This window comes from Neorhizobium puerariae, assembly GCF_042429745.1.
GTDB classification, from domain to species: Bacteria; Pseudomonadota; Alphaproteobacteria; order Rhizobiales; family Rhizobiaceae; genus Neorhizobium; species Neorhizobium puerariae.
Genome location: NZ_JBHMAA010000018.1, coordinates 72,124 through 94,009 on the forward strand (window position 1 = coordinate 72,124; position 21,886 = coordinate 94,009).

The window sequence follows — 21,886 nt, forward strand, 5'->3', positions numbered from 1 at the left end:
GGCCTACCGCGCCGCTCTGGCCAGAATAGCCCTCGCGCGCATGCGCACCGGTTCATCCACCATCGCTCCGTCGACACGTGCCGCACCATCGCCGCTGGCAAGAACCCGGTTCGCCCAATCGACTTCCCAGGCCTCGGGGCTGAAGCCGGCAAGGATTGGCGCAATCTGCTTGGGGTGAATGGCGAGTTTGCCGCCGAAGCCAAGTTCAAGCGCATGGCGGGCATCTTCCATGACAAGCTCTATCTCTCCGATGGCTGTCGTCACACCGTCAACCGGGGCGGAAAGCTCCGCGAGACGTGAGGACATAACCAGTTCCGAGCGGGCATAACGTAGCGCCTCGCGCGTGTGGGCGCATCCGAGATCGGCGCAGAAATCCACCGAACCGAAAATCAGCCGTTCAACCCCTGGCAATGCGGCGATCTGCCGGGCCTCGGCGAGGCCGCGCGCAGTTTCGATCAACGCAAGGAGGGGCGTACTGCTCGTTGCCGCCAACGCAGCAAGATCGCCGCCAAGTTCCGCTTTGGGCACAATAACGCCGGCGAAGGACAAGGCCGCCGCCGCACGCAGATCATCGGAATGCCACGGCGTTCCTTCACCATTGATGCGCAGAAAGACCGGCAGATGCGTGAAGTCCGTATCAAGGCTTGCACGAGCAGCCTCCTTGGCATCGGCCGGAACGGCGTCCTCGAGATCGACGATAATCGCATCCGCACCGGATGCCGCGGCCTTCGTGAACCGTTCCGGGCGGTTGCCGGGAACAAAAAGCGGCACAGTGAAATCTGTATGACTCATCCCCAAACCGCCTCCGCGCTAAGTGCGACAGGACCGCCCTCCCGCGCCGTCCACAGTTTCAGGCGACCATCGGCCTCCTGCGCATTCAGCGAAATACGGTCGTGATCGAACAATGGTGAAAGTCCACGGAAGATAAAGTGCTTCGGCACGCTGCCCCGCAATTCGCGGGCGTAGTTCAGAAGAAGCGTCGCCTGCAGAGGCCCATGCACGACAAGCCCCTGATAATGCTCGACATGAACGGCATAGGGCTGATCGTAGTGAATGCGATGTCCGTTGAAGGTCAAAGCCGAATAACGGAAGAGAAGCGTCGGATCGACCTGCACGGGCCGGCCGTGCGAGCCGGCAGGTGCAGGCGTGGCGGGATTGGCTGCCCTCGCGCCACCTTCAATCGCCGCCGCTTCGCGATAGACGATGTCCTGCCTTTCCTCGACCACCAGACGACCGTCCACCACGGAACGGTGTTCGACCGTTACGAAGCAAAGCACGCCGGAGCGACCGTCCTTCACCGCCACATCCGCGATACGCGAAATACGGGTCACGGCATCGCCCACGCGGAAATCACCGTAGAAGGTCAAGCTGCTGCCCGCCCACATGCGCCGCGGCAGCGGCACGGGCGGCAGAAAACCGCCCTTTTGCGGGTGGCCGTCATGGCCCAGAAGACTGTTCCTGACCACCGGTTGCGCCAGGCAGTAGTTGATGAGCAACGGTGCTACATCGCCTGCCGCCGGTATTGCCGATGAAAGATCGAGCATCGCATTGAACTTGTGGACAAGGTCGATGGAAACGGTATCGGTTGCGGTTTCCTCACGGCCGATCCACGAGCGAAGATGCCCGATATCGATTTCCCGAGGGTAAGTATCGGTCATCTTGCTTTCTCCTCGATATGTCCATGCTGGCCAAGCGCCGGTACAACATCATGACTGCGCGGCGGCACCGACGAAGACCGGCAGGTGCCGGACAGGCGACAGGACCCGCCTCGGTCTCCACCGATACCCGGCGCAGGTGCGGGTGCTGACAATGCAGCCATGTCGTTGACGGAGGCAATCGCCCTCCGGCCGCCTGTTCGATGGCGACGACCCTGAGACCTGCAAGCGCAGGCGCGCCGGGCGACGACATCAGAACGACCTCGGCAAGCCGAGAACATGTTCCGCGACATAGCTCAGAATGAGATTGGTCGAGATGGGCGCGACCTGATAGAGGCGCGTTTCGCGGAACTTGCGCTCGACATCGTACTCGCATGCGAATCCGAAGCCGCCATGGAACTGGAGGCAGGCATTGGCAGCTTCCCACGAAGCCCTGGCGGCCAGATACTTGGCCATATTGGCCTGTGCGCCACAGGGCTCAAGCGCATCGTAAAGGCGGCATGCCTCGTAGCGCATCAAATTGGCGGCTTCGATTTCGATATAGCTCTCCGCAATCGGAAACTGCACGCCCTGATTCTGGCCGATCGGACGTCCAAAGACCTGACGGTCCTTCACATAATCGGACACTTTCTCCACAAACCAGTACCCGTCACCGATGCACTCCGCCGCAATCAGGGTCCGCTCCGCATTGAGGCCGGTCAGGATGTATTTGAAGCCCTGCCCCTCTTCGCCGATCAGGTTCTCCGCCGGTATCTCCAGATTGTCGAAGAAAAGTTCGTTGGTCTCGTGATTGACCATGTTGGGGATCGGCTGAACGGTCATGCCCCTACCGATGGCATCCTTCAGATCGACGATGAAGATGGACATGCCCTCCGACTTCTTGCTCACCCGCTCGAGGGGCGTCGTCCGCGCCAGAAGGATCATCAGATCGGAATGCTGAACGCGGGAGATCCACACCTTCTGGCCGTTGATGACATAGCGATCCCCTCTCCTGACAGCCGTGGTCTTGATCCGAGTCGTGTCAGTGCCGGTCGTCGGCTCCGTCACGCCCATCGATTGAAGACGCAGTTCGCCGGAGGCGATTTTCGGCAGGTAACGCCTGCGCTGCTCCTCCGAGCCGTGCCGGACAAGCGTATTCATATTGTACATCTGGCCATGACAGGCGCCGGAATTGCCGCCGGAACGGTTGATTTCCTCCATGATGACGGACGCCTCCGTCAAACCGAGACCGGCCCCCCCATATTCTTCCGGGATGAGGGCCGCCATCCATCCAGCCTTCGTCAGCGCATCGACGAATTCTTCCGGGTAGCTGCGCGCCTCGTCGATCCGGCGATGGTATTCGGACGGAAACTCGGCACAGAGTGCGCGAACTGCATCTCTTATGTCCTGAAAATCGTCACCCCGGGTCACTTGCATGCGACGTCTCCAATCAGCGGTGCCTGATGCGCGGCTTCCAAGAGAAGCATTCCGCTCAGTGCTTCGCCCATAACCAATTCCCCTCTGTTTTTAAGAGCTTGCTGGCCGTGGCACCAATAGAGTTACGCTCAATGAGATATGCCGGCTTGCGATGGGCAACCGATCGGCTCACGCCAGCATGGTGCCTGCCCATCGGCGCTGGGAGACGAATTCATTCGCGACATCGACGAACGCGTTTGCAATGAATTGGGCGGCATCGGTCATTCCCCGGTCGCAGGCCGATGCGATGACCAGCGTACGGGTTGGGGCAGGATCGAAAATCGGAACGGCATGCAGCCGCCCTTCCAGCACAGCGTCATGGACCGGCGGCAGGGGCAGGATCGTTGAGCCGAAACCATTGCGCACCAGCGCCACGATGGCGTTGAGCGAATCCGCCTCGACGGAAGGCTGGAGCGCGATGCCCGCCCGAAGGGCGCAGGCATCGAGGATCTTGCGCAATCCGTGCCTTTGGCTGGGCAATACCAGCCGCTCCTCCGCCAGCCGGGAAAACACTATGCCGGTTTCGCCATCGCCCGCACATTGACCATGGCGGACAAGGAGCAGATTTTCGATCATCACCGGACGAACCCGCAGACTTGCCACCCGCTCCGGATCATATGACAGCGCGACGTCTATATCCCCGTTCTGCAACCAGTCGAGCAGATAGCCGCTGAAAGCCGATGTGAACCGCACCGCGAGATTCGGATGCTCGGCAGCGGATCTCTGGGCCAGCGGCACGGTGGCGAACTCGGCCACGGTCGGGGTAACGCCGATCACGACTTCGCCCGTCAGTTTCTCGGTTCTGGACGCGGCCAGCCTGCGTATGTCTTCCAGTTCGTCCATGACCTTTATGGCGTGATCGATGATCTTGCCGCCCATCGTGGTCGGCACCATGCCACGTCCGTCCCGGTCGAACAGAACAACGTCCAGCTCCTCTTCGAGAAGCCTGATCTTGCGGCTCAGGGCGGGCTGGACGATGTTGAGTCGCGCGGATGCCTTGCTCAGGCTCCCTAGTTCCGCGACGTGAATCAGGGTTTTGAGCTGACCGATATCCATAAGAGGCCACCTTCCATCAGATTCCGGAGGGGAGGGGATGCGACATGCGCCCTCTCCCCCTTGATGACAACACGGCCAGGACAGCCGTTACGGCCAGACGGCGCCTTCGAACCGGTAACCGTCACCCTGCTTGCGAACGTAACCGCAATACGGCGCGCCGAAATGCATGGGCATGATCAGCGTGCCGCGTTCGGCGGCTTCCGCCAGCACCCGCGCCCGCGTTGCCCTGGCCATTTCGGGAAGCTGGCAATAGGCCGTATTGATATCTGGCCGCAGGATCTGGATCGGAGAATGGAATACGTCGGCGCAAAACAAGCCCTCCTCGCCTTCCGAACCAAGACGATAGCTCAGCATGCCCGGCGTGTGGCCTGGCACCGGCTCGACCTTGAGGCAACCGGCAATCACGCCCGCATCATCGCTGACGAAATCGACCAGCCCGGCATCGACTACGGGCGCGACACTATCCTGCCAGCTCCGGTCCATCGTCAGGTCGGACCCGTCGCGCGCCGCCTTGGCCAGATGCTCATAGTCGTTCTGCGGCATGAGATAGCGGGCGTTCGGGAATGCCGGACGCCACTCGCCATTATCCAGAACGGTGTTCCACCCGGTATGGTCGGCGTGCAGATGGGTCTGCACGACGTGGGTCACATCCGCAAATCCCGCGCCTGCGGCCTGCAACCACTCCGGCACGCGATTGTTCAGGGCGTTCATGCGTGCCGGGCCGCGCGGCTTGCCATTACCAACGCCGGTATCGATGAGAATGACCTTGCCATCGATCTGCACGACCCAGATCTGGATGGTCACCACCAGTCGGTTCATCGCCGGGACATAGTGATGCGGCGCCAGTTCCGCTGACAGGCTGGCCAGATCCTCTGGCGCCAGATCGGGAAAGAGAAATGCCGGATCGTGCGTGGGCGCCGAATATTCCACGACACGGCTCACACGCGCTCTGCCGATCATTCTGCTTTGCATCATCATGCCACGACGTCCTTGTGCTCGCGGTCTTTCCAGCGGTCGGCCTGCGCTTCGGCACTGAGCGGAAGCCCCTGCGGATCGATATAGATGGGCCGTCCGACAAAGCCCTCCGAAAGCGGTGCGAAGTAGTAGAAGGTGATCTTGCGCTTACGAAAACGCCAGACGCCGTCTTCCTTGCGAAATTCGTCATCGTAATGCCCGGCGGAAACGTAGGAGATCCCGTTCTTCACCGAGAGATACTGCATCGAGATGCGCCCGGTGGCGGTGTCGCCGTCAAGCTTCACGGTGGCGTTGGTGCAGAAGTGCCAGAAGCCCTGGGCAATGCCATCCACCGTATCCCGGAAGAAGCGCAGGATTTCATCCCGCCCTTTCACATGGGCAAGGCCTTGGAATTCCCCATCCTGCGTGAACAGACCGGCAAGCGCGCTCCAGTCCCGATCATCCAGCACATGGCAATAGTGGGCGCGCAATTCCGCAATCGCCATGCGATCCTCGATCGCACCGATGCGCAGTTCCAGTTCGCTCATGTATTCCTCCCTGACATGATTCTCGTGAATGCCTCCGCTCCGCCGCCGCCGAACCGCTCTGCGAGAACAGTCTATAAGCCCGAAACATTCGACAATGTTCGCAATGCGAACATTTGTTCAAAATGTAGATTCCCTTACGCCTCAATGTCAAGTATAGAGGAGAAAAGGAGCGGCCCGAAGCCGCCGGAAATCTACAATCCCGGGAGCGCCAGGAAGGATGACCAAGACGATGACACCGGAAACAGACGATAATCCGGATACGGAAGACGACAAGCGCGGTTCGGATTTCGTCGTCGCCGTCGCCCGCGGCTTGAGCATACTGGAATGTTTCACCAGCCCCGCCGCCGTCAAGCAGCAGGGCCGGATGACGCTGACGGATGCTGCCAAACTGACGGGGCTGAGCCGTGGCACCGCACGCCGCCTGCTGCTGACGCTGAAAGAGATCAACTACGTCGATTTCGATGGCAAGTTCTTCTGGCTCACGCCCAAACTGGTCAATCTCTCCCGTGGCTTTCTCATGCCCCGCGGTCTGGGTGACGGTTCGGCTGCCATACTGCACAAGCTAACAGAGGAACTCGACGAATCCGCATCGGTCGGAATCCTCGAAGGGGCGGAGATCATCTATATCGACCGCATGGAAATTCGCCGCATCTATTCCTCACGCATCGTCAACGGCACGCGCCTGCCGGCGGCCTACACATCCATCGGCCGGGTGCTGCTGGCAGCCCTTGCGGACGAGGAGCTCAATCGCTGGCTTTCCGCGCATCCGCTCAAGCAACTGACGCCGAAATCGATCACGGAACGCGATACGTTCTGGCAGGAAATTTCCCGCATCCGTTCGCAGGGATATGCGATCAACGACGAGGAGCTTGAGATCGGCATCCGGTCGATTGCCGTGCCGATCCTTGGCGCCAACCAGCGGATCACGACGGCACTGAATGCATCGACCGTCACCGCACGTCATAGCGTAGACGACCTGAAGAACACCTTCCTGCCCGCACTCCAGCGGGCTGCGGAAAAGCTCAGCCAGACCATGGGCTGGTAATGAAAACGGCGGGCCATGACTGGCAAGGCCCGCCGCCACATCTCAGTTCGAAGGACGCGGATCGTCGCGAAACGCCGTCGCGATGACCGAAGGGCGTTCGCTGAAACCCTGATGCCACGCGGCCAGCGCCGACCGTCCCTCGCGCCATTGATCGGCAGCAAAGCGGAAATCGAGGTAGCAAAGCGCAACGCCGATCGCCAGATGGCCGGCATCGAAGGGCCGCGCCTCCAGATTCGGAACATGCGCCTCCAGCCAATCGAGCACGGCCTTCGCCTTCTTCCGGCATGTCGCGATAATCCGTTCGTCGCGCTTGTCTTCCGGTCGCAGGACCGCCTCGATCAGCCTAGTCATCGAAATGTCTATCAACCCCGTCCCGATGGCATCGTCCCGAAGGGTCACGAGACGCGCTTCAGGATCGGACGGCAGAAGACGAACTGCCCCTTCAGCCTGCTGATCCGCCCATTCGACGATGACGCGTGAGTCAACCAGGACCGGTTCGCCTTCCCGTTCCAGCGTCGGGATCTTCGCCAGCGGATTGATCGGAAAAAAGCTTTCCGGAGGAAAGATCGGATCGGCCAGAGTGCGCACGGTTTCGACCTGATCGGCGATCCCCTTTTCGTGCAGCGCTACCATGACCTTGCGGACATAAGGCGAGCGCGGGGACCAGTGCAGTCGGTTCATTTCGCTTCCTCCCATTGTTTCCTTCCTTCCCGGACCCTCAGCGCCACGCGCTGATGCCTGTCAATTCCCTGCCATGAATGAGCGCGAGGATGCCCTGAGTGCCATCCGGCACCTGGAAGACACGCGCGTCTTGCCAAAGCTGTGCCAGGCCGAGTTCCTCCGTGATCCCCATCCCGCCGCAAATATGCATGGCCTTGTCGATTACATCGACTGCGGCCTGCGTCGCCAGCCGTTTCGACATCGCCGAAACACCATTGCCCCGGCGTCCAGAGTCCAGATTGGCCAGCGCCATCAGGCAGGTCAGACGCGCGCTGACCAGAGCGGCCTCCATGTCGGACAATTCCTGCTGAACAAGCTGTCGTGCCGCGAGCGGCGCACCGAATTGCCGGCGGTCCATGGCATGCTGCATCGCGACATCGAAAGCACGCCGTGCAATCGCGAGCGTCATGAGCCCGATCAGCGGCCGGTTGGCGTTCCACACGATGGTCATGTATTTGCCGGCATCCCCCGGCTCGCCGATGAGATGGTCGAGCGGAACCTCCGTCCGGTCGAACACCACTTCACAGAGATGCCCCTGTCGCAGACCGGCCAGTGCGGTTTCATGCAGACCGACCCGCGCCTTGGCCAGATCGACAAAGACGCGCTGCGGAACGGGCCGTCCCTGCGCATCCTTGCCGGTCGAACAGGACACGACCATGCAGTCGCAGATCGACGCATTGGTGATCCACAGCTTGGTGCCGGTTATGAACGCCCGGTCCCTTTCGATTTCGAGCCGGGTGGAAACGGCATTGGAATCGGACCCCGCGTCAGGCTCGGAATTCGCCGTGCAGATGATCTTTCGACCCGCGATGAAATCCGGCAGGTACCGGCTGCGCAATGCTTCACTGGCTCCGGCACTGAACCGGGTCATCGACCCGTCATGCGAGAGAAGCGAAAGCGCGATGGCTGGCGGCAACTGTTCCATCACCAGACCGTAGCTCAGCATGGAAAGCCCGGAACCGCCCAGTTCCTCCGGCAAACGCGCCGCCGCGATGCCAAACCCGGCCAGATGCCCATAGATTTCCAGCATCGCCGATTTGGGCAGCGGCTTGTCCTTGTCGTGGCGGTCCAGAATGGGCTGGAGCGTGTCGAAAGACATGCGCCGCACCGATTCCACGAGGATTTCCTGTTCTTCGTCGAGTTCAAAATTCATGGTTTCGTTCCGAAATTTCGAGAGAGGCCGTCAATCGGGCCAGCCGGGTCCGTTAGCTGCCCGAATAGGCAGGTTTGCGTTTTTCCGCGAAGGCCTTGCGTCCCTCGATCCGGTCAGCGCTATCGCGAAGAAGACCCCAGCCGGTGTTCGAGTGAGCGACGAAATCGCGTGGCGCCATGTGGGCCGTTTCAAGAGCCAGCTTCTTCACCATCTGCACCGCGAGAGGACCGTTGGCGGCAATTTTTGCGGCGAGATCGAAGGCGGTCTCCATCAGGACATCGCCCGGCACGACATCGCTGACGAGGCCGATCCGCAACGCCTCGTCGGCCTTGATCCGGCCGCCTGTTAGCGCCAGTTTCATTGCGTGGGCAGCGGGCAGCGCGCGCAGAAGATATTGAACGCCACCGACTGCGGGCACGCTGGCGACGGTCACTTCCGGCAGTGCGAAGCTTGCCGTCTCGCTGGCAATCCGCAGGTCGCATTGCAGGGCAAGTTCCAGTCCACCACCAAGGCAATAACCGTTGACGGCAGCAATCACCGGTTTCCACAGATCGAGATCGCTCAGGTCGAGCAGGCGGGTATACCCACCGATACCGGCTTCCGCGTCGCGACTCTTCAATACGCCGGCCGCAAACGAGGTTTCCGGCGGCATGGTCGCCTTCAGGTTGGCACCGGTGCAGAATGCCTTGGTGCCGGCACCCGTCACGACGATGCAACGTATATTGCCGTCGTCGCGGCAATCGGCCAGATGACGGCGCAGGCTGCGCAATTCCTCGACGGTCAGGGCGTTCATCGTTTCCGGTGCATTCAGCTTAAGAACCGCGACATGATCGGTATCTTTTCGTTCCACGCTCATTCGGGGGCTTCCTTTCAAACGCTGGGACTGGAGAGCGAGCGGCCGCCGCACACATAGAGCAACTGGCCGGTCACATAGCTGTTTTCAGGGTCGGCAAAAAACAGAACCGCCCTCGCAATGTCCTCCGGCCCGCCGATACGGCCGACAGGTACGGTCTTCTTCAGCTTGTCGCGCACCTCGTCCGCATAGCTCAGAAGAAGCGGCGTCTCGACGATGCCTGGTGCGACGGCATTGACCGTGATGCCCTTGCTGGCCAGCTCCAGCGCCAGCGTGCGCGTCAGGCTCACCACGCCCCCCTTGGAAGCGGAATAGTTCACCTGCCCGAACCCGCCGAGCCAGGCACGGGAGGAAATATTGACGATGCGCCCGAATCCCGCCTCGATCATGCCGGGCACGACGGCGCGGCAGCAGAGAAACTGTGACTTGAGGTTCACGGACAGAACGAAGTCCCAGTCCTCCTCGCTCATGTTGACGATGCGCTTGTCACGGGAAACACCGGCATTGTTCACCAGAAGCGAAGGGGTTTTATCCTGCGTCTTCAGCGCTTCGACCGCCGCCGACACCTCCACCCCCGAGGTCACGTCAACCGTCTGCGGCACCAGACGTCCGATGTCAGGGCCGGCCTCGTCGATCAAGGCATTGAGCGCCGACGGATCGCGATCCCACACCGCGACCGTCCATCCCTTATCCAGCAAGGCGCGGGAGATGGCACGGCCAATACCCTGCGCCCCGCCTGTAACGATAGCTGTCCGTTCCATGATCGCCCCTCAAACCGAAAGGATGGTGACGCAGGCAACAGCAGAATCGCCGGCGAGCTGACCGCCATTGTTTTCCGCAAGCGCAACCCGTGCGCCTTCCCGCTGGCGCGGTCCGCACTGCCCCCTCAACTGCTGGGTCAACTCCACGATCTGGGCCGCACCGGTCGCGCCGATCGGGTGACCGCGGCTCAGCAGGCCGCCGCTCGGATTGACTGGCACCCGCCCACCGATATCCGTCGCGCCGGAGCGCAGAAGCCCGATGGCGCCGCCCGCCTCGCAAAGCCCGATATTCTCGTAATGAATGAGTTCGGCAGGTGCGGAGGCATCGTGCAGTTCCACCACGTCGAGATCCTGCGGACCGAGACCGGCGATTTCATAAGCCTTGCGCGAGGCGATGACTGCAACCGGCTCTCGCTCTCCGGACGTTCTGGCGGTGACGATGGCCGATGCCCGGACCCGAACCGGCTTGACCTCAAGCTTGCGGGCAAACTCGTCGGAGCAGAGCAGGACCGCGGCCGCCCCGTCGCCGATGGATGAGCACATGAAAAGTGTCAGCGGATCGCTGATCATCCGGCTCGCCAGTACCTCTTCCACGGTGGTCTCGTTGCGGAATTGCGCGATAGGGTTCAGGTGAGCGGCACGGCGGCTCTTGACCACGACGCGGGCAAAATCCTCACGCGTGCCGCCAGTTGCCTCCATCCACTTGCGTGCCTTGGCCGCATAGAGGTCCATGAACAGCGAGCCACTTCCGGCCTGATAGCCTTCCGGCAGCGGCTCCTCCAGATCGACCGCGCGGGCGAAGACTTCAAAGGAGACCCGCTTGTCTTCGTGCGACAGCCTCTCGCAGCCGATGACGAGCGCCGTCTCGGCCTGACCGCTGGCAATCGTCAGCCATGCAAGGTGGAAGGCGCTGCTGCTGGAGGCACAGGCATTTTCGATGTTGAACATCGGTTTGCCATCCAGCCCGGTATTGCGAAGCGCTGCCTCCGCCCGGATCATCTCCTGACCGGTTACCAGACCTGCGGCCGCGTTGCCAAAGAACACCTGGTCGACCTGATGTGGCTGCGCGCCGGCATCGGTCAGGGCCGCGCTCACGGCTTCCTCTGAGAGCGATTTCAGATTGCGTTCCAGAAACTTTCCGAAACGGGTAATGCCGACACCGGCGACGATAACTTCTCTCATGTGTCTTTTCCCTCAATAAAACGAGGCTGATGCCTGAAAGGCCGGCCGCTATTCGACGCCCTGCACCGCCCAGACGTCGAGAACGCCCAGGCCGTCGCGCAATGGCTTGATTTCATTTTGGTATTCGGCGGAATTCCAGAAATGCTCGATAGCTTCGAGCGACGGAAACCGGAAAAGCGTGAAACGATCATGGGCAAAACTGCCCTCGAGCGCCTGCGCCTGCCCCCGGCGCACGACGTACTCGCCCCCGTTTCGGGCAATGCAGTCCGCCACACGCGCCTGATAGGGCTCCCATCCTTCCAGGCTGACGACCTTTGTCAGAACCGCCATATAGGCAACCATCGTTTCCTCCTTCCGAAAAAGATCAGATACGCTCGAAAAGCGCGGCCATGCCCATGCCGCCACCGATGCACATGGTTTCGAGCCCATAGCGAGCCCTACGCCTGTCCATTTCGTGAAGCAGGGTGGCGAGCATGCGGACGCCGGTCGCACCGATCGGATGTCCCAGCGAGATGCCGGAGCCGTTGACGTTGACCCTGTCGAAATCCCGGATTTCAAGCGCCTTGAGAACGGCGAGTGCCTGCGTCGCAAATGCCTCGTTCAGCTCGATAAGATCGATCCGGTCGAGCGCGATACCTGTTCGTTCAAGCACCCGCTGTGTCGCTGGCACCGGGCCAATGCCCATGCGGCTCGGTTCGACACCCACAGCCGACCATCCCGCAAGCCGTGCCATGGGCCGCAGGTCGTGCTGTTTCAGGTAGTCTTCGCTGACGACGAGGCAGGCTGCGGCGGCATCGTTCTGCTGACTGGAATTGCCGGCCGTGCAAAATCCCTGCGGCAGAAGCGTCGGCAGCCTTGCCAGCTGTGCCTCGTTACTATCTTCGCGAATACCCTCGTCCTGCGAAAACGGGGTGCTCTCGCCCTTGCGCCCCGGAACGGTGACCGGCACCACTTCTGCATCGAAACGGTTTTCCCGCCATGCCGCGGCCGCCAGCCGATGGCTGCGCACGGCAAAGGCATCGGCCTCTTCGCGCGAGATGCCGTAGTCGCGTGCCAGGTTGTCTGCCGTCTCCGGCATGCCGGAAATCGTTCCGAAGCGCTCAATGGGTTGCGACTTCACCCGACCCCGGTCGAGACGATCGTGGAGCTGGACGTTTCCCATCCGGTGGCCCCAGCGCATGTCGGTCGTGTAGAATTCGATGTTGCTCATGCTCTCGACGCCAACCGCCAGAACGGCATCCGCCTGGCCTGTCTGGATCTGCATGGCCGCTGTAACCACGGCCTGAAGACCCGAACCGCACCGCCGGTCGAGCGTGAATCCCGGCACTTCGATCGGCAATCCGGCCGCCAGAGCGCCATAGCGCCCGATGCACGGCGCTTCGCTCGACGCATAGGATTGCGAAGCGACGACATCGCCGATGGTTTCGGGCGGGATACCGGTTCGGGCAAGCAACGCCTTGATGACGTGGACCATCAGCGCATCGGCCGTCAGCGGCCGCAATCCGCCGCCGAAGCGCCCGATCGGCGTGCGCAGCGGAGAGACGATAAAGGCCTCCTTCATGCGCCCCTCCGTGGTTGCCCGGCAACCGTCATCACATATTCAATATGTTCGTTAAATGGACTTTTGTTCGTATTTTGCAAAGGATAGACTCCTCCATCATTCCGATCTGTCGCTCGGTCCAGCATAAGCTGTTCCGGCGAATGCGACTTTCAATCATTGGCAGGTAGAACCGGCGCCAAAGCGCCGGCGCCATGCTTGCAGCTCAGAAAAGCTCGACCAGACGGGCGTGATCGTTCAGCGGGGCTGGATCGCCTTCGTAAATAACGCCGCCTGTCTTCAGCACCATGACGCGGTCGGCGATGGGCAGGGAATACTTGATATTCTGCTCCACCACGATGACCGAGGCATTGAAGCGCGCCTTGATCTCGGCAATCGATTCCATGACCCGTCCCACGAGATTGGGAGCAAGGCCGATGGAGGGTTCGTCCAGGATCAGCACGCGCGGCCCGTGCATCAGTGCCATGCCGATGGCGAGCATCTGTTTCTGGCCGCCGGAAAACGTGCCGGCAATCTGCCCGGCGCGATCGCGGAGAATCGGAAACATTCCGTAGATTTCCTCGATCCGCTTTTTCTTCCTGGCCGCATCGGCATCGACGAAACCGCCAAGTTCCAGATTGTCGCGGACGGTCAGGCTTGGGAAAATTCCGTGTCCCTGCGGCACGAAGGCGATGCCCTCGACTACATTGCGCGCGGGAATGCGCCCGGTGATCGCCTGCCCCTCATAGAGCACGTCTCCCGACATCGGCTTCAAAAGGCCGAAGATCGTCCGCATCAAGGTCGTTTTGCCAGCACCATTGTGCCCGAGCATGAGGAGCGTTTCGCCCTGCGCCAGACGAAGATCAATGCCCTGGATGGCTTTCTTCTTGCCATAACCCGCGCTCAGACCCCTTGTTTCAAGAATGGGACCGGTCATTTGAAATACCTTTCGGCGAGCTCGGGATTGTTCATGAGCTCATCGGGCTTGCCGACGGCCATGGTGCGCCCCTCATCAAGGAAGAAGACCTCGTCACAGAGTTCCTTGATGACGTCGAGATTGTGCTCGATGATGCAGACGGCCTTGCCGTGTTCCGCCAGCTTGCGGATCACCGGGAAGATGTCGTGCAGCGTAGTCTGGTCGAGGCCGGACATCGGTTCGTCGAACAGCAGCACTTCCGCCCCCGTTGCCAGAAGCCGGGCAACGACCAGCAGCTTCTCTTCCGCATAGGAAAGATCGGCGGCCGTCTCATAGGCACGGTCGTGAAGCTCGACAAAGCGCAGGATGTGCATTGCCTTGCGAATGGCATCCTGCTCCCGCCTGCGCCCGGCCATCGGCGTCAGGAACAACCGCCAGATGCCGCGCACCTTCTGGCCGGGCAATGCGACCATTACATTTTCCAGCACCGTCATGTTGGTGAACAGCCGGAGGTCCTGGAACGAACGCGCCACGCCAGCTTCAACCAGTTCATGCGGCTTCTTGCGGGCGATATCGCGTCCATGGAGAAGAATCTGACCGGATGTCGGTTTCAGAAAGCCTGTCAGCAGGTTGAAGGCCGTGGTCTTGCCAGCGCCGTTGGGGCCGAGAAGACCGGTGATATGCCCCTTCTTCAGCGAAATCGAGAAGTCGGACACCGCCACGACGCCACCGAAACGCTTGCCGAGATTACGGCCTTCGAGCACCACTTCGTCGCGCTTGCCGCCTTCGGACGATAGCAGGGCTTCGTCGTCCGTCCGATCGTCGTCCGTATCCGGCGATACCCACATCGCCTTGCGGCCGCGCGGTTCGGGAAGCAGCCCCTGGGGTGCGAAAACCAGCACCGCCATCAACACGCATCCGTAAAGAACCAGACGGATCTTGTCAGCGATATCGACCGGCAACGGCAGGAATTTCAACAGTTCCGGCAGAATGATGAGAATGGCCGCGCCCAGCACCGAGCCGCGCAGATTGCCTACGCCGCCGAGGATGACCATGGCGAGAATGTAGATGGTTTCGTTGATGGAGAAGCTCTCGGCGCTGACATAGCTGAAATACTGGGCGAACAACGACCCCGCGACAGCGGCCAGACCGGCCGAGATGGCGAAAACAGCAACCTTCATGAACAGGATATCGAGGCCAACAGCCTGGGCAGCGGATTCATTGTCGCGCATGGCGCGCAACGCCCGGCCGAACGGCGAGCGGATCAGAACCCCCGCGATGCAATAACACAGGACGAGGGCAATGAACGCGACAATCATGAAGCGGAACGGTGTATCGATGACGATGTTGCCGAAGTGGTAAGGCGGAATGCCACCGATACCATCGGTTCCGCCGGTCAGCGATTTCCAGTTCAGGATGACCTGAAGCACGATGATCTGGAGGGCGAGCGAGACGATGACGAGATAGTGCCCGTTCACACGCAGCGCCGGCAAAGCGATGATCGTGCTCAGAAGCATCGCAAACAGCACCGAACCGAGAAACGGCAGCGGAAAGGCAAGGCCGAGCTTGGTCGTCAGGATGGCGGTCGTATAGGCACCGATCGCATAGAGCGCGGCATGGGACAGGGCGAACAGCCCAGCGAAACCGATGAGAAGATTGAACGATATCGCAAGGATGGCGTAAAGGCAAAACAGCACGCCGATATGATAAAGAAAGTCCATTTGGTGTTCTCCCTACCTGCGCGCGAGACTGAAGAGGCCATGCGGGCGCAGAAGGATCATCAAGAAGAGCACGATGAATGCGATGGAGCTTTGCCATTCGGTGGAGATTTTCCAGAGACCGAGGCTTTCGACGAGGCCAAGCAGGAAGCCGCCGGCAATGGCTCCCCGCAGAGAGCCGACACCGCCGACGATTACCGCCACGAAACCCATGAACACGGCCGTGAACCCCATATGCGTGCTCGCGCCGTCCTTCAGCGTGACCAGCAGGGCGGCTATGGCCGAAAGAGCGGAACCCAGGGCAAAGACGAGGATCGACACGCGGGCGGTATCAATACCGATAACCCGCGCCATTTCCGGATCGTCGGTCATCGCCATGATGGCCTTGCCGTAACGCGTGTAGTTCACGAACAGATAAAGCAGCACGCAAACCAGCAGGAAACTCACGACCTGCCAGATGTGGATCGACGTGAAGAAAGCCGGTCCAAGAAAGTAAATGCTGGCATCAACGCCGATAGTGCGCGCACCGGTACCGAAAATGATCCCGACAAGATTTTCGAGAACAATTGTCAGGCCGAGCGATGCGATCAGCGGAATGAGCGGACTGACGCCGCGGCGCTCCAGCGGCTGGTAGAGGCCGACATAGGAGGCGACGCCGAGCGCCATGGCCACCGCGATGCCGGCAACGAGGCCGAGAAGGATCGGAGCGCCCGTATGGCCGGACACGAACCAGGCAACATAAGCACCGAAGGTGAAGATCGAACCGAAGGCAAAATGCACGATCCGCGTCGTCGCGAAGATCAACCCGAAGCCTAACCCGAGCAGTGCGTAGTGGCTGCCGTTCACGACGCCATTCAGCAATAGCTGTATAACAAGGTCCATGATCGACCCTCAATTTGATGTCACGAATAGATGTGGGAGGGGCGGCTCGAACCGCCCCCGGGGTTCAAGCCCGGCCAACGGGCCTGTCAGTCGAGACTGACATACTCAACGAACTTGCCCTTGCCTTCTTCGACCTTGAAGATCGCAACGCGCTTCTTGGCGACGCCATTCGACTGATAGGTCATCGAGCCGCCGTACACGCTATCGAAGACCGGGTTCTCGCGAATGGCGGAGATCAGTTTCCTGCCGTCCCAATAGTCGCCGCCCTTGGCGCGGGCGCGGCGGATCGCTTCGGCGAGAACATAGACATTCTCGTAGTAATTGGCCGCGTAGAACTCCGGGTCTTCACCGTAGCGAGCCCTGTAGGCGGCCGCGAAGTCACGCGACCACGGATATTCATTGGACGGCGTGAAATAGTCCGAGGCATATTCGAAGCCCTCGACCGTGTTGCCGGCGATCTCCTTGATGTCGCCGGTAAACTCGATGCCGATCAACGGCACCTTCACCCCGAATTCACGCAGCTTCTTGATGGCAAGGCCGGATTCCGGGCTGAATAGCCAAAGGCCGACCCAGCTCGGATTGGAAACCCGAACCTTGGCAACCTGAGTGTCGATATTGGAAGCTCCCAGTTCGACGAACTCCGTGGCAACCACCTTGTGCCCGGCCTTTTCCCAATAGGGCTGGGCAGAAGCGGCAACGCTTTCGCCGGCATCGTTCTTCCAGACCATCTGCGCCATATCGCCCAGACCACGCTTTTCCGCCCATTTGATCGCAGCCAGCCCCAGGTCGGAGGACAACGTGCGGTTGTGGAACATGTTCTTCGATGCGTTGAGCAAGGCGGCACTGGTACCGCCGCCATTGAGCAGCAGTATCCCCTTCTCGTCAGCAATCGGCGCAATGGCCAGTGTCGGCGGCGAGAACGAGGTCAGAACGGCCTGAACCTTGTGAATGCTGATCAGGCGGTTCATTGCCGAAACGCCTTCCTTGGCCACGCCGCTCTTGTGATCCTCGATGATCGCTTCGAGTGGAATGCCATCGACACCGCCCTTGGCGTTGATTTCATCAACGGCGAGCTGAATGGCACGACTCATGACCTTGCCATACCAGTCCGCTTTGCCACTCATGGCAAGAATGGCCCCGAATTTATACGTTGCCGGGTCGTTGGGCTTTTCCTGCGCAGCAGCGCCTCCGGCGAATGCAAGCAGCCCCACAGCCATCACGGATGCAATGATTTTCCTCACCATCTTCCTCCTCCCTGAAGAAGCATATGTTTCCTCTCAAAAGTCCGTAATACGAACATTTGTTCGATAATCAGCGTAGACGATGTTTCAGGGTCGTCAAGCATCCTTCCCATGGCAAACGATCGACAGGGTCTCGAAATACGACTTATCACATTGATATATATAGATATAAATTATGGCACATCGCCTCGCCACTGCATTTTCGACCTTCTGCCGCCTGTCTGCCAGCTTGACAATATCAAATCACGTTGCGATATTTTATGGACATTTGTCCGTATAACGAACTTTTCCACATTGAACCACGAGGTTTCTTGTGGAACCGACGTCTCTGGGAGGAGAGGGAATGATTGACAAGACGACCGAGACGATTGCCCAGGCATTGGAAGGGCTACGACACGGCGACACGCTCCTGCTCGGGGGCTTCGGCGCCGTGGGCCAGGCAACGCATCTCATCGAAGGCGTTCTCGAAACGGGAGCAAGCGACCTCACTGTGGTTGCGAACAATGCCGGATATGGCCAGGTCGGTCTGGCACGGCTGCTGCGCGAAGGCCGCGTGAGGAAGCTGATCTGCAGCTACCCGCGCATTCCCGGCTCGACGATATTCGAGGAGCTTTATCGGGAGGGGAGGCTCGATCTGGAACTCGTGCCGCAGGGCACGCTGGCGGAACGGATGCGCGCCGCAGGGGCCGGCATACCTGCCTTCTTCACTCCGACTGGGGTCGGCACGCGGCTCGCCGCCGGCAAGGAAATTCGCGCGTTCAACGGGCGCGAATGCGTGCTGGAGACAGCTCTTCATGGCGACGTCGCACTTATCGAGGCATGGGAAGCAGATCGCTGGGGAAATCTCGCCTACAGGGCGTCCGGCAGAAACTTCAACCCGATCTGTGCCATGGCCGCCAAGCTGACGGTCGCACAGACACAGCATCTTCTGCCGCTTGGCGACATGGACCCGGAACGGGTCGTTACACCCGGTATCTTCGTCAACCGGGTCGTCCACATTCCCTACGGTTCCCCTGCTGCTTAAGGATTCCAACATGACCACTTCATGGACAGCCCGCACCCGCGACCAGATCGCGGCACGTATTGCCCGAGATATTCCCGAGGGCTGGTACGTCAATCTCGGCATCGGCGTGCCGACGCTTGTCGCCAATCACGTCCCTGCCGGGATCGAGGTCGTCTTCCATGCCGAGAACGGTATCCTCGGCATCGGTCCTGTAGCCACTCCGGAGACGCTGGACCCTTGGCTCATCAATGCCGGCAAGCAGCATGTGACCCTCAACCGGGGCGGCAGCTACTTTCATCATGCCGACAGCTTCGCGATGATCCGTGGCCGTCACCTCGATCTCTGCGTACTTGGAGCCTACGAAGTGGCGATGGGCGGCGACATCGCCAACTGGGCCCGTTCGGACAGCGACTTTGCGCCGGCCGTAGGCGGCGCGATGGATCTCGCCGTTGGCGCAAGGCGGGTATGGGTAGCCATGGAACATGTCACGAAAACCGGAGCGCCACGACTGGTCGAATACTGCTCCTACCCGCTGACGGCCCAACGTTCGGTCGACCGCGTCTACACGGATCTCGCGGTTCTTGACGTCCTGCCGCATGGCTTCCGGGTCGTCGATATGGTCGACGGATTGTCGCTGGCAGAGCTGCAAGGGCGCACCGCGGCCCCCCTGGAACTGGCTGTCTGACCGGATACGCGAATACGGGCCAACGACGGTGACGCTCTTCGCTCACTGCGCAGTTCTCTTTCATGCAAGGGAAAAAGTCATGGACGCATTTCAGGTGCGCAGGCAACGCGGCGCGACGACCACACGGGTAATCCATCTCGACGAATTGCGTATGCAGGACTGGATTCCGGCCGGCGCAATGGTGGTCTGGGGACAGGCAGGGGCCGAACCAACCACGCTGACGGCCGCGCTGATGCGCGACCGTCATGCAATCGGCGGCTTTCGGGCCGGTATTGGCCTGACATTGTCCGACACGGCCTCGCCGGAATTTGGTGATGTCGTGCGCTTCATATCCTATTGTGCCAGCGCCAATAACCGACGGTTGGCGGCAGCCGGCCTTCTCGATATTCTGCCGCTACCGTATTCGCAGTTTGCAGCGGCACTCGAGCCGGTTGACGTTCTGATGCTCCATCTGCCGCCAGCGGATGCCCGGGGCCGCCATAGTCTGGGCCTCGTACAGGAATATCTGCTGCCGCTGATCGAAACCGCCCGGATCGTCGTCGCCGAAATCAACGATCAGATGCCGAATGTATTCGGTGCAGTGACTATCGCCACCGATGAACTCGATGGCGTCATTCATACCTCGCATCCTCTGCTGGAACTGCCCCCCATCAAGCCGGGGCCGGTTGAAAGACATGTCGCACGCAATGTCGCAAGCCTGATCGAGGATGGCGCAACCTTGCAGCTTGGACTTGGACAGATTCCGGAGGCAGTGCTCGATGCCCTGCGGAAGCATCACGATCTCGGCATTCATTCCGGCGTCATCGGCGACGGGGTGGCAGAGCTTATGGAAGCCGGTGTCATCACCAATGCCCGCAAGTCGATCAACACGGGTGTTTCAGTTGCGGGCTGGCTTCTGGGAAGCCATCGGCTCTATGACTTCGCCCGCGAGAACCCTGCCCTGCTTGTTTGCGGCACCGGATACACCCACGATCCCGGCGTGCTGGCCAACGTGAACAAGCTTGCCGCCATCAATTCCGCGATCGAAGTCGACCTGACCGGACAAATCAACGCCGAAACAGTTGGTTCTCATTATGTCGGTGGCGTTGGCGGTGCCGCGGAATTCATTCGCGGTGCGCATAGATCACCAGGTGGATTACCTATTGTCGCCCTGCCTTCCACTGTTGCCAAATCCGGAAAAAGCCGCATCGTCGCCCGTCTTTCCGGACCGATCAGCACACCGCGCAGCGAAGCCGGACTGATCGTGACAGAGCATGGCGTTGCGGATCTTCGCGGGCGTAGTCTACGGGAGCGCCGAAAATTGATGCTTGCCATTGCCGCGCCCCAATGGCGGGAGACGCTTGAAAAAGCGGCGTCAACCGAAAATGCTGACTGCTAAGATTTTTTCCGGATAATCGGCAGGAATGCGAAAGATAACCATTTGGCCGCCCACGCTCCGCGTGATCTTGGCGCAACCAACACTATTGAGAGCGATTTCCAGGTAGAAGACGAAGCTGTAAAACGATCCCCATGCCGGTAGAGAAAGCTGTCCTGCGAGCAGCCCTTCAGTATCGCGAAAGCGATGAGATATAAGAAGGTCTTGCCGAGATTATACGAATCCTTCTTCCGGTCCTTTGAGTGCTTGACCTCGCCAGGCAGAACATTGAGGCAATGCCTTTCGCATCCTTTACAGCTTTGCGGCGCCCCCAAGCTTCAGTGAGAAAACGCGCGCCGTCCTGGCGCGCGTTTTCGTGTCGGCCGGTGGTGATCCCGGCGATCACTTGGCTTCCAGGAGTGCCGAGCTTTCGGGGCCGAGGAACAGCGTCGCATTCGCGGTCTTCTGCAGGATCGAAGCAGGGCACATGATGCTGAGCGGTCCTTCCAAGAGATCCTTCACTGCCTGGGCCTTTTGCGGCTCGTGCGCCAAGGCGAGCACCCGACCGGTCTTCAGCAGGGCGTGCATGGTCAGCGACAAAGCATAGTAAGGAATGTCATCCGGGTTTTCGAAAAAGCCGCGCCGTTTGATCTGGCCACGGGTCTTTTCGTCCAGCATGACGGCCTTTATGACTTCGGTTGTCGTGAAGTCGGCCGGCGGGTCGTTGAAGGCAAGATGAGCGCTCTCGCCGATACCGACCACGGTCAGGCAGGGCTGCAGTTCGTTGTAGATTTTCGTATAGCGTTCCAGCTCGGCCTCGACCGGGACGGTATCGCCCAGCATCGGGTAAAAGGCCTTCGGCTTCACATGATCCAGCAGATGCCGGCGCATCCGGGATGCTCCGCTTTCGATCCAGTCTTCGGCGACGCCCATATAGGTATCGACGTGCAAGACATTGATGCGGGACCACTCGATGTCATCGCGCGCGATGATCGCCGGAAAGAAAAACGGCTGGGCCGCACCCAGCGCCATGATGATGGTGATCTCATCCTTCCTCGCCAGTTCGGCTTTGATCGTCTTGGCGAGCTCGGCTGCGGCATCGACGCCGATCTCTTCGTCTTTCTCGAAGATCCGGACTTCGAGCTGGTCATATTTCCGGGTTTGCATG

22 protein-coding genes are annotated in these 21,886 nt (G+C 60.4%); 4 read left to right on the forward strand and 18 right to left on the reverse strand.

What is annotated here, in order from left to right:
• Window positions 1–3: 3 nt before the first annotated feature.
• From ACFFP0_RS17005 to ACFFP0_RS17030, 6 genes are all read right to left on the reverse strand, one after another.
• Window positions 4–792: an HpcH/HpaI aldolase/citrate lyase family protein gene (locus tag ACFFP0_RS17005; RefSeq protein WP_377263103.1), complete on the reverse strand. Its 789-nt coding sequence runs from the start codon at window positions 790–792 to the stop codon at window positions 4–6.
• Entirely contained in the window at window positions 789–1,658 is an 870-nt protein-coding gene (locus ACFFP0_RS17010; protein ID WP_377263105.1) for an HTD2 family dehydratase, read from the reverse strand. Before ACFFP0_RS17010 ends, ACFFP0_RS17005 begins: the two co-directional genes overlap by 4 nt.
• 249 nt (window positions 1,659–1,907) lie before the next feature.
• A complete protein-coding gene (locus tag ACFFP0_RS17015) occupies window positions 1,908–3,071 on the reverse strand; it encodes an acyl-CoA dehydrogenase family protein (protein WP_377263107.1) in 1,164 nt (387 codons plus the stop codon).
• Between the two features lie 168 nt (window positions 3,072–3,239).
• Window positions 3,240–4,166, reverse strand: coding sequence for a LysR family transcriptional regulator (locus ACFFP0_RS17020; protein ID WP_377263109.1), 927 nt, complete (start codon window positions 4,164–4,166; stop codon window positions 3,240–3,242).
• Between the two features lie 87 nt (window positions 4,167–4,253).
• Entirely contained in the window at window positions 4,254–5,144 is an 891-nt protein-coding gene (locus ACFFP0_RS17025; protein WP_377263112.1) for an MBL fold metallo-hydrolase, read from the reverse strand.
• Window positions 5,141–5,668: a nuclear transport factor 2 family protein gene (locus ACFFP0_RS17030; protein WP_377263114.1), complete on the reverse strand. Its 528-nt coding sequence runs from the start codon at window positions 5,666–5,668 to the stop codon at window positions 5,141–5,143. Before ACFFP0_RS17030 ends, ACFFP0_RS17025 begins: the two co-directional genes overlap by 4 nt.
• A gap of 217 nt (window positions 5,669–5,885) precedes the next feature.
• Between ACFFP0_RS17030 and ACFFP0_RS17035 the strand changes: the two genes are divergently transcribed.
• The gene (locus ACFFP0_RS17035) at window positions 5,886–6,713 is read left to right on the forward strand and encodes an IclR family transcriptional regulator domain-containing protein (protein ID WP_377263116.1); all 828 of its coding nucleotides are present in this window, start codon (window positions 5,886–5,888) and stop codon (window positions 6,711–6,713) included.
• 42 nt (window positions 6,714–6,755) lie between these two features.
• Here ACFFP0_RS17035 and ACFFP0_RS17040 read toward each other — a convergent pair whose 3' ends face one another.
• From ACFFP0_RS17040 to ACFFP0_RS17090, 11 genes are all read right to left on the reverse strand, one after another.
• Entirely contained in the window at window positions 6,756–7,394 is a 639-nt protein-coding gene (locus ACFFP0_RS17040) for a glutathione S-transferase family protein (protein ID WP_377263118.1), read from the reverse strand.
• 37 nt (window positions 7,395–7,431) lie between these two features.
• Window positions 7,432–8,586 (reverse strand): acyl-CoA dehydrogenase family protein, encoded by a 1,155-nt coding sequence (locus ACFFP0_RS17045; protein ID WP_377263120.1) that lies wholly within the window; start codon window positions 8,584–8,586, stop codon window positions 7,432–7,434.
• Between the two features lie 52 nt (window positions 8,587–8,638).
• Window positions 8,639–9,442 (reverse strand): enoyl-CoA hydratase/isomerase family protein, encoded by an 804-nt coding sequence (locus ACFFP0_RS17050; protein WP_377263122.1) that lies wholly within the window; start codon window positions 9,440–9,442, stop codon window positions 8,639–8,641.
• Window positions 9,443–9,456: 14 nt separating this feature from the next.
• A complete protein-coding gene (locus ACFFP0_RS17055) occupies window positions 9,457–10,200 on the reverse strand; it encodes an SDR family oxidoreductase (RefSeq protein ID WP_377263124.1) in 744 nt (247 codons plus the stop codon).
• A 9-nt stretch (window positions 10,201–10,209) separates the two neighbouring features.
• On the reverse strand, window positions 10,210–11,382 hold the full coding sequence (locus ACFFP0_RS17060; RefSeq protein ID WP_377263126.1) for a thiolase family protein: 1,173 nt from the start codon (window positions 11,380–11,382) through the stop codon (window positions 10,210–10,212).
• 48 nt (window positions 11,383–11,430) lie between these two features.
• Window positions 11,431–11,724 carry a DUF1330 domain-containing protein gene (locus ACFFP0_RS17065; protein ID WP_377263128.1) on the reverse strand — a complete coding sequence of 98 codons (294 nt, stop codon included), beginning with the start codon at window positions 11,722–11,724 and terminating at the stop codon, window positions 11,431–11,433.
• Between the two features lie 22 nt (window positions 11,725–11,746).
• Window positions 11,747–12,943 (reverse strand): acetyl-CoA C-acetyltransferase, encoded by a 1,197-nt coding sequence (locus ACFFP0_RS17070; protein WP_377263130.1) that lies wholly within the window; start codon window positions 12,941–12,943, stop codon window positions 11,747–11,749.
• Between the two features lie 202 nt (window positions 12,944–13,145).
• Window positions 13,146–13,856: an ABC transporter ATP-binding protein gene (locus tag ACFFP0_RS17075; RefSeq protein WP_377263132.1), complete on the reverse strand. Its 711-nt coding sequence runs from the start codon at window positions 13,854–13,856 to the stop codon at window positions 13,146–13,148.
• Entirely contained in the window at window positions 13,853–15,556 is a 1,704-nt protein-coding gene (locus ACFFP0_RS17080) for a branched-chain amino acid ABC transporter ATP-binding protein/permease (protein WP_377263134.1), read from the reverse strand. Before ACFFP0_RS17080 ends, ACFFP0_RS17075 begins: the two co-directional genes overlap by 4 nt.
• Window positions 15,557–15,568: 12 nt before the next feature.
• The gene (locus ACFFP0_RS17085; RefSeq protein WP_377263136.1) at window positions 15,569–16,435 is read right to left on the reverse strand and encodes a branched-chain amino acid ABC transporter permease; all 867 of its coding nucleotides are present in this window, start codon (window positions 16,433–16,435) and stop codon (window positions 15,569–15,571) included.
• Window positions 16,436–16,521: 86 nt separating this feature from the next.
• Window positions 16,522–17,679: an ABC transporter substrate-binding protein gene (locus tag ACFFP0_RS17090; protein ID WP_377263138.1), complete on the reverse strand. Its 1,158-nt coding sequence runs from the start codon at window positions 17,677–17,679 to the stop codon at window positions 16,522–16,524.
• Between the two features lie 343 nt (window positions 17,680–18,022).
• Here ACFFP0_RS17090 and ACFFP0_RS17095 point away from each other — a divergent pair, with 343 nt between their 5' ends.
• From ACFFP0_RS17095 to ACFFP0_RS17105, 3 genes are all read left to right on the forward strand, one after another.
• Window positions 18,023–18,700, forward strand: coding sequence for a 3-oxoacid CoA-transferase subunit A (locus tag ACFFP0_RS17095; protein WP_446692712.1), 678 nt, complete (start codon window positions 18,023–18,025; stop codon window positions 18,698–18,700).
• Between the two features lie 10 nt (window positions 18,701–18,710).
• Window positions 18,711–19,364 carry a 3-oxoacid CoA-transferase subunit B gene (locus tag ACFFP0_RS17100; RefSeq protein WP_377263142.1) on the forward strand — a complete coding sequence of 218 codons (654 nt, stop codon included), beginning with the start codon at window positions 18,711–18,713 and terminating at the stop codon, window positions 19,362–19,364.
• 79 nt (window positions 19,365–19,443) lie between these two features.
• Window positions 19,444–20,742: an acetyl-CoA hydrolase/transferase family protein gene (locus ACFFP0_RS17105; RefSeq protein WP_377263144.1), complete on the forward strand. Its 1,299-nt coding sequence runs from the start codon at window positions 19,444–19,446 to the stop codon at window positions 20,740–20,742.
• A gap of 378 nt (window positions 20,743–21,120) precedes the next feature.
• Here ACFFP0_RS17105 and ACFFP0_RS17110 read toward each other — a convergent pair whose 3' ends face one another.
• Entirely contained in the window at window positions 21,121–21,885 is a 765-nt protein-coding gene (locus tag ACFFP0_RS17110; protein ID WP_377263146.1) for a 6-phosphogluconolactonase, read from the reverse strand.
• Between the last annotated feature and the right edge of the window lies 1 nt (window position 21,886).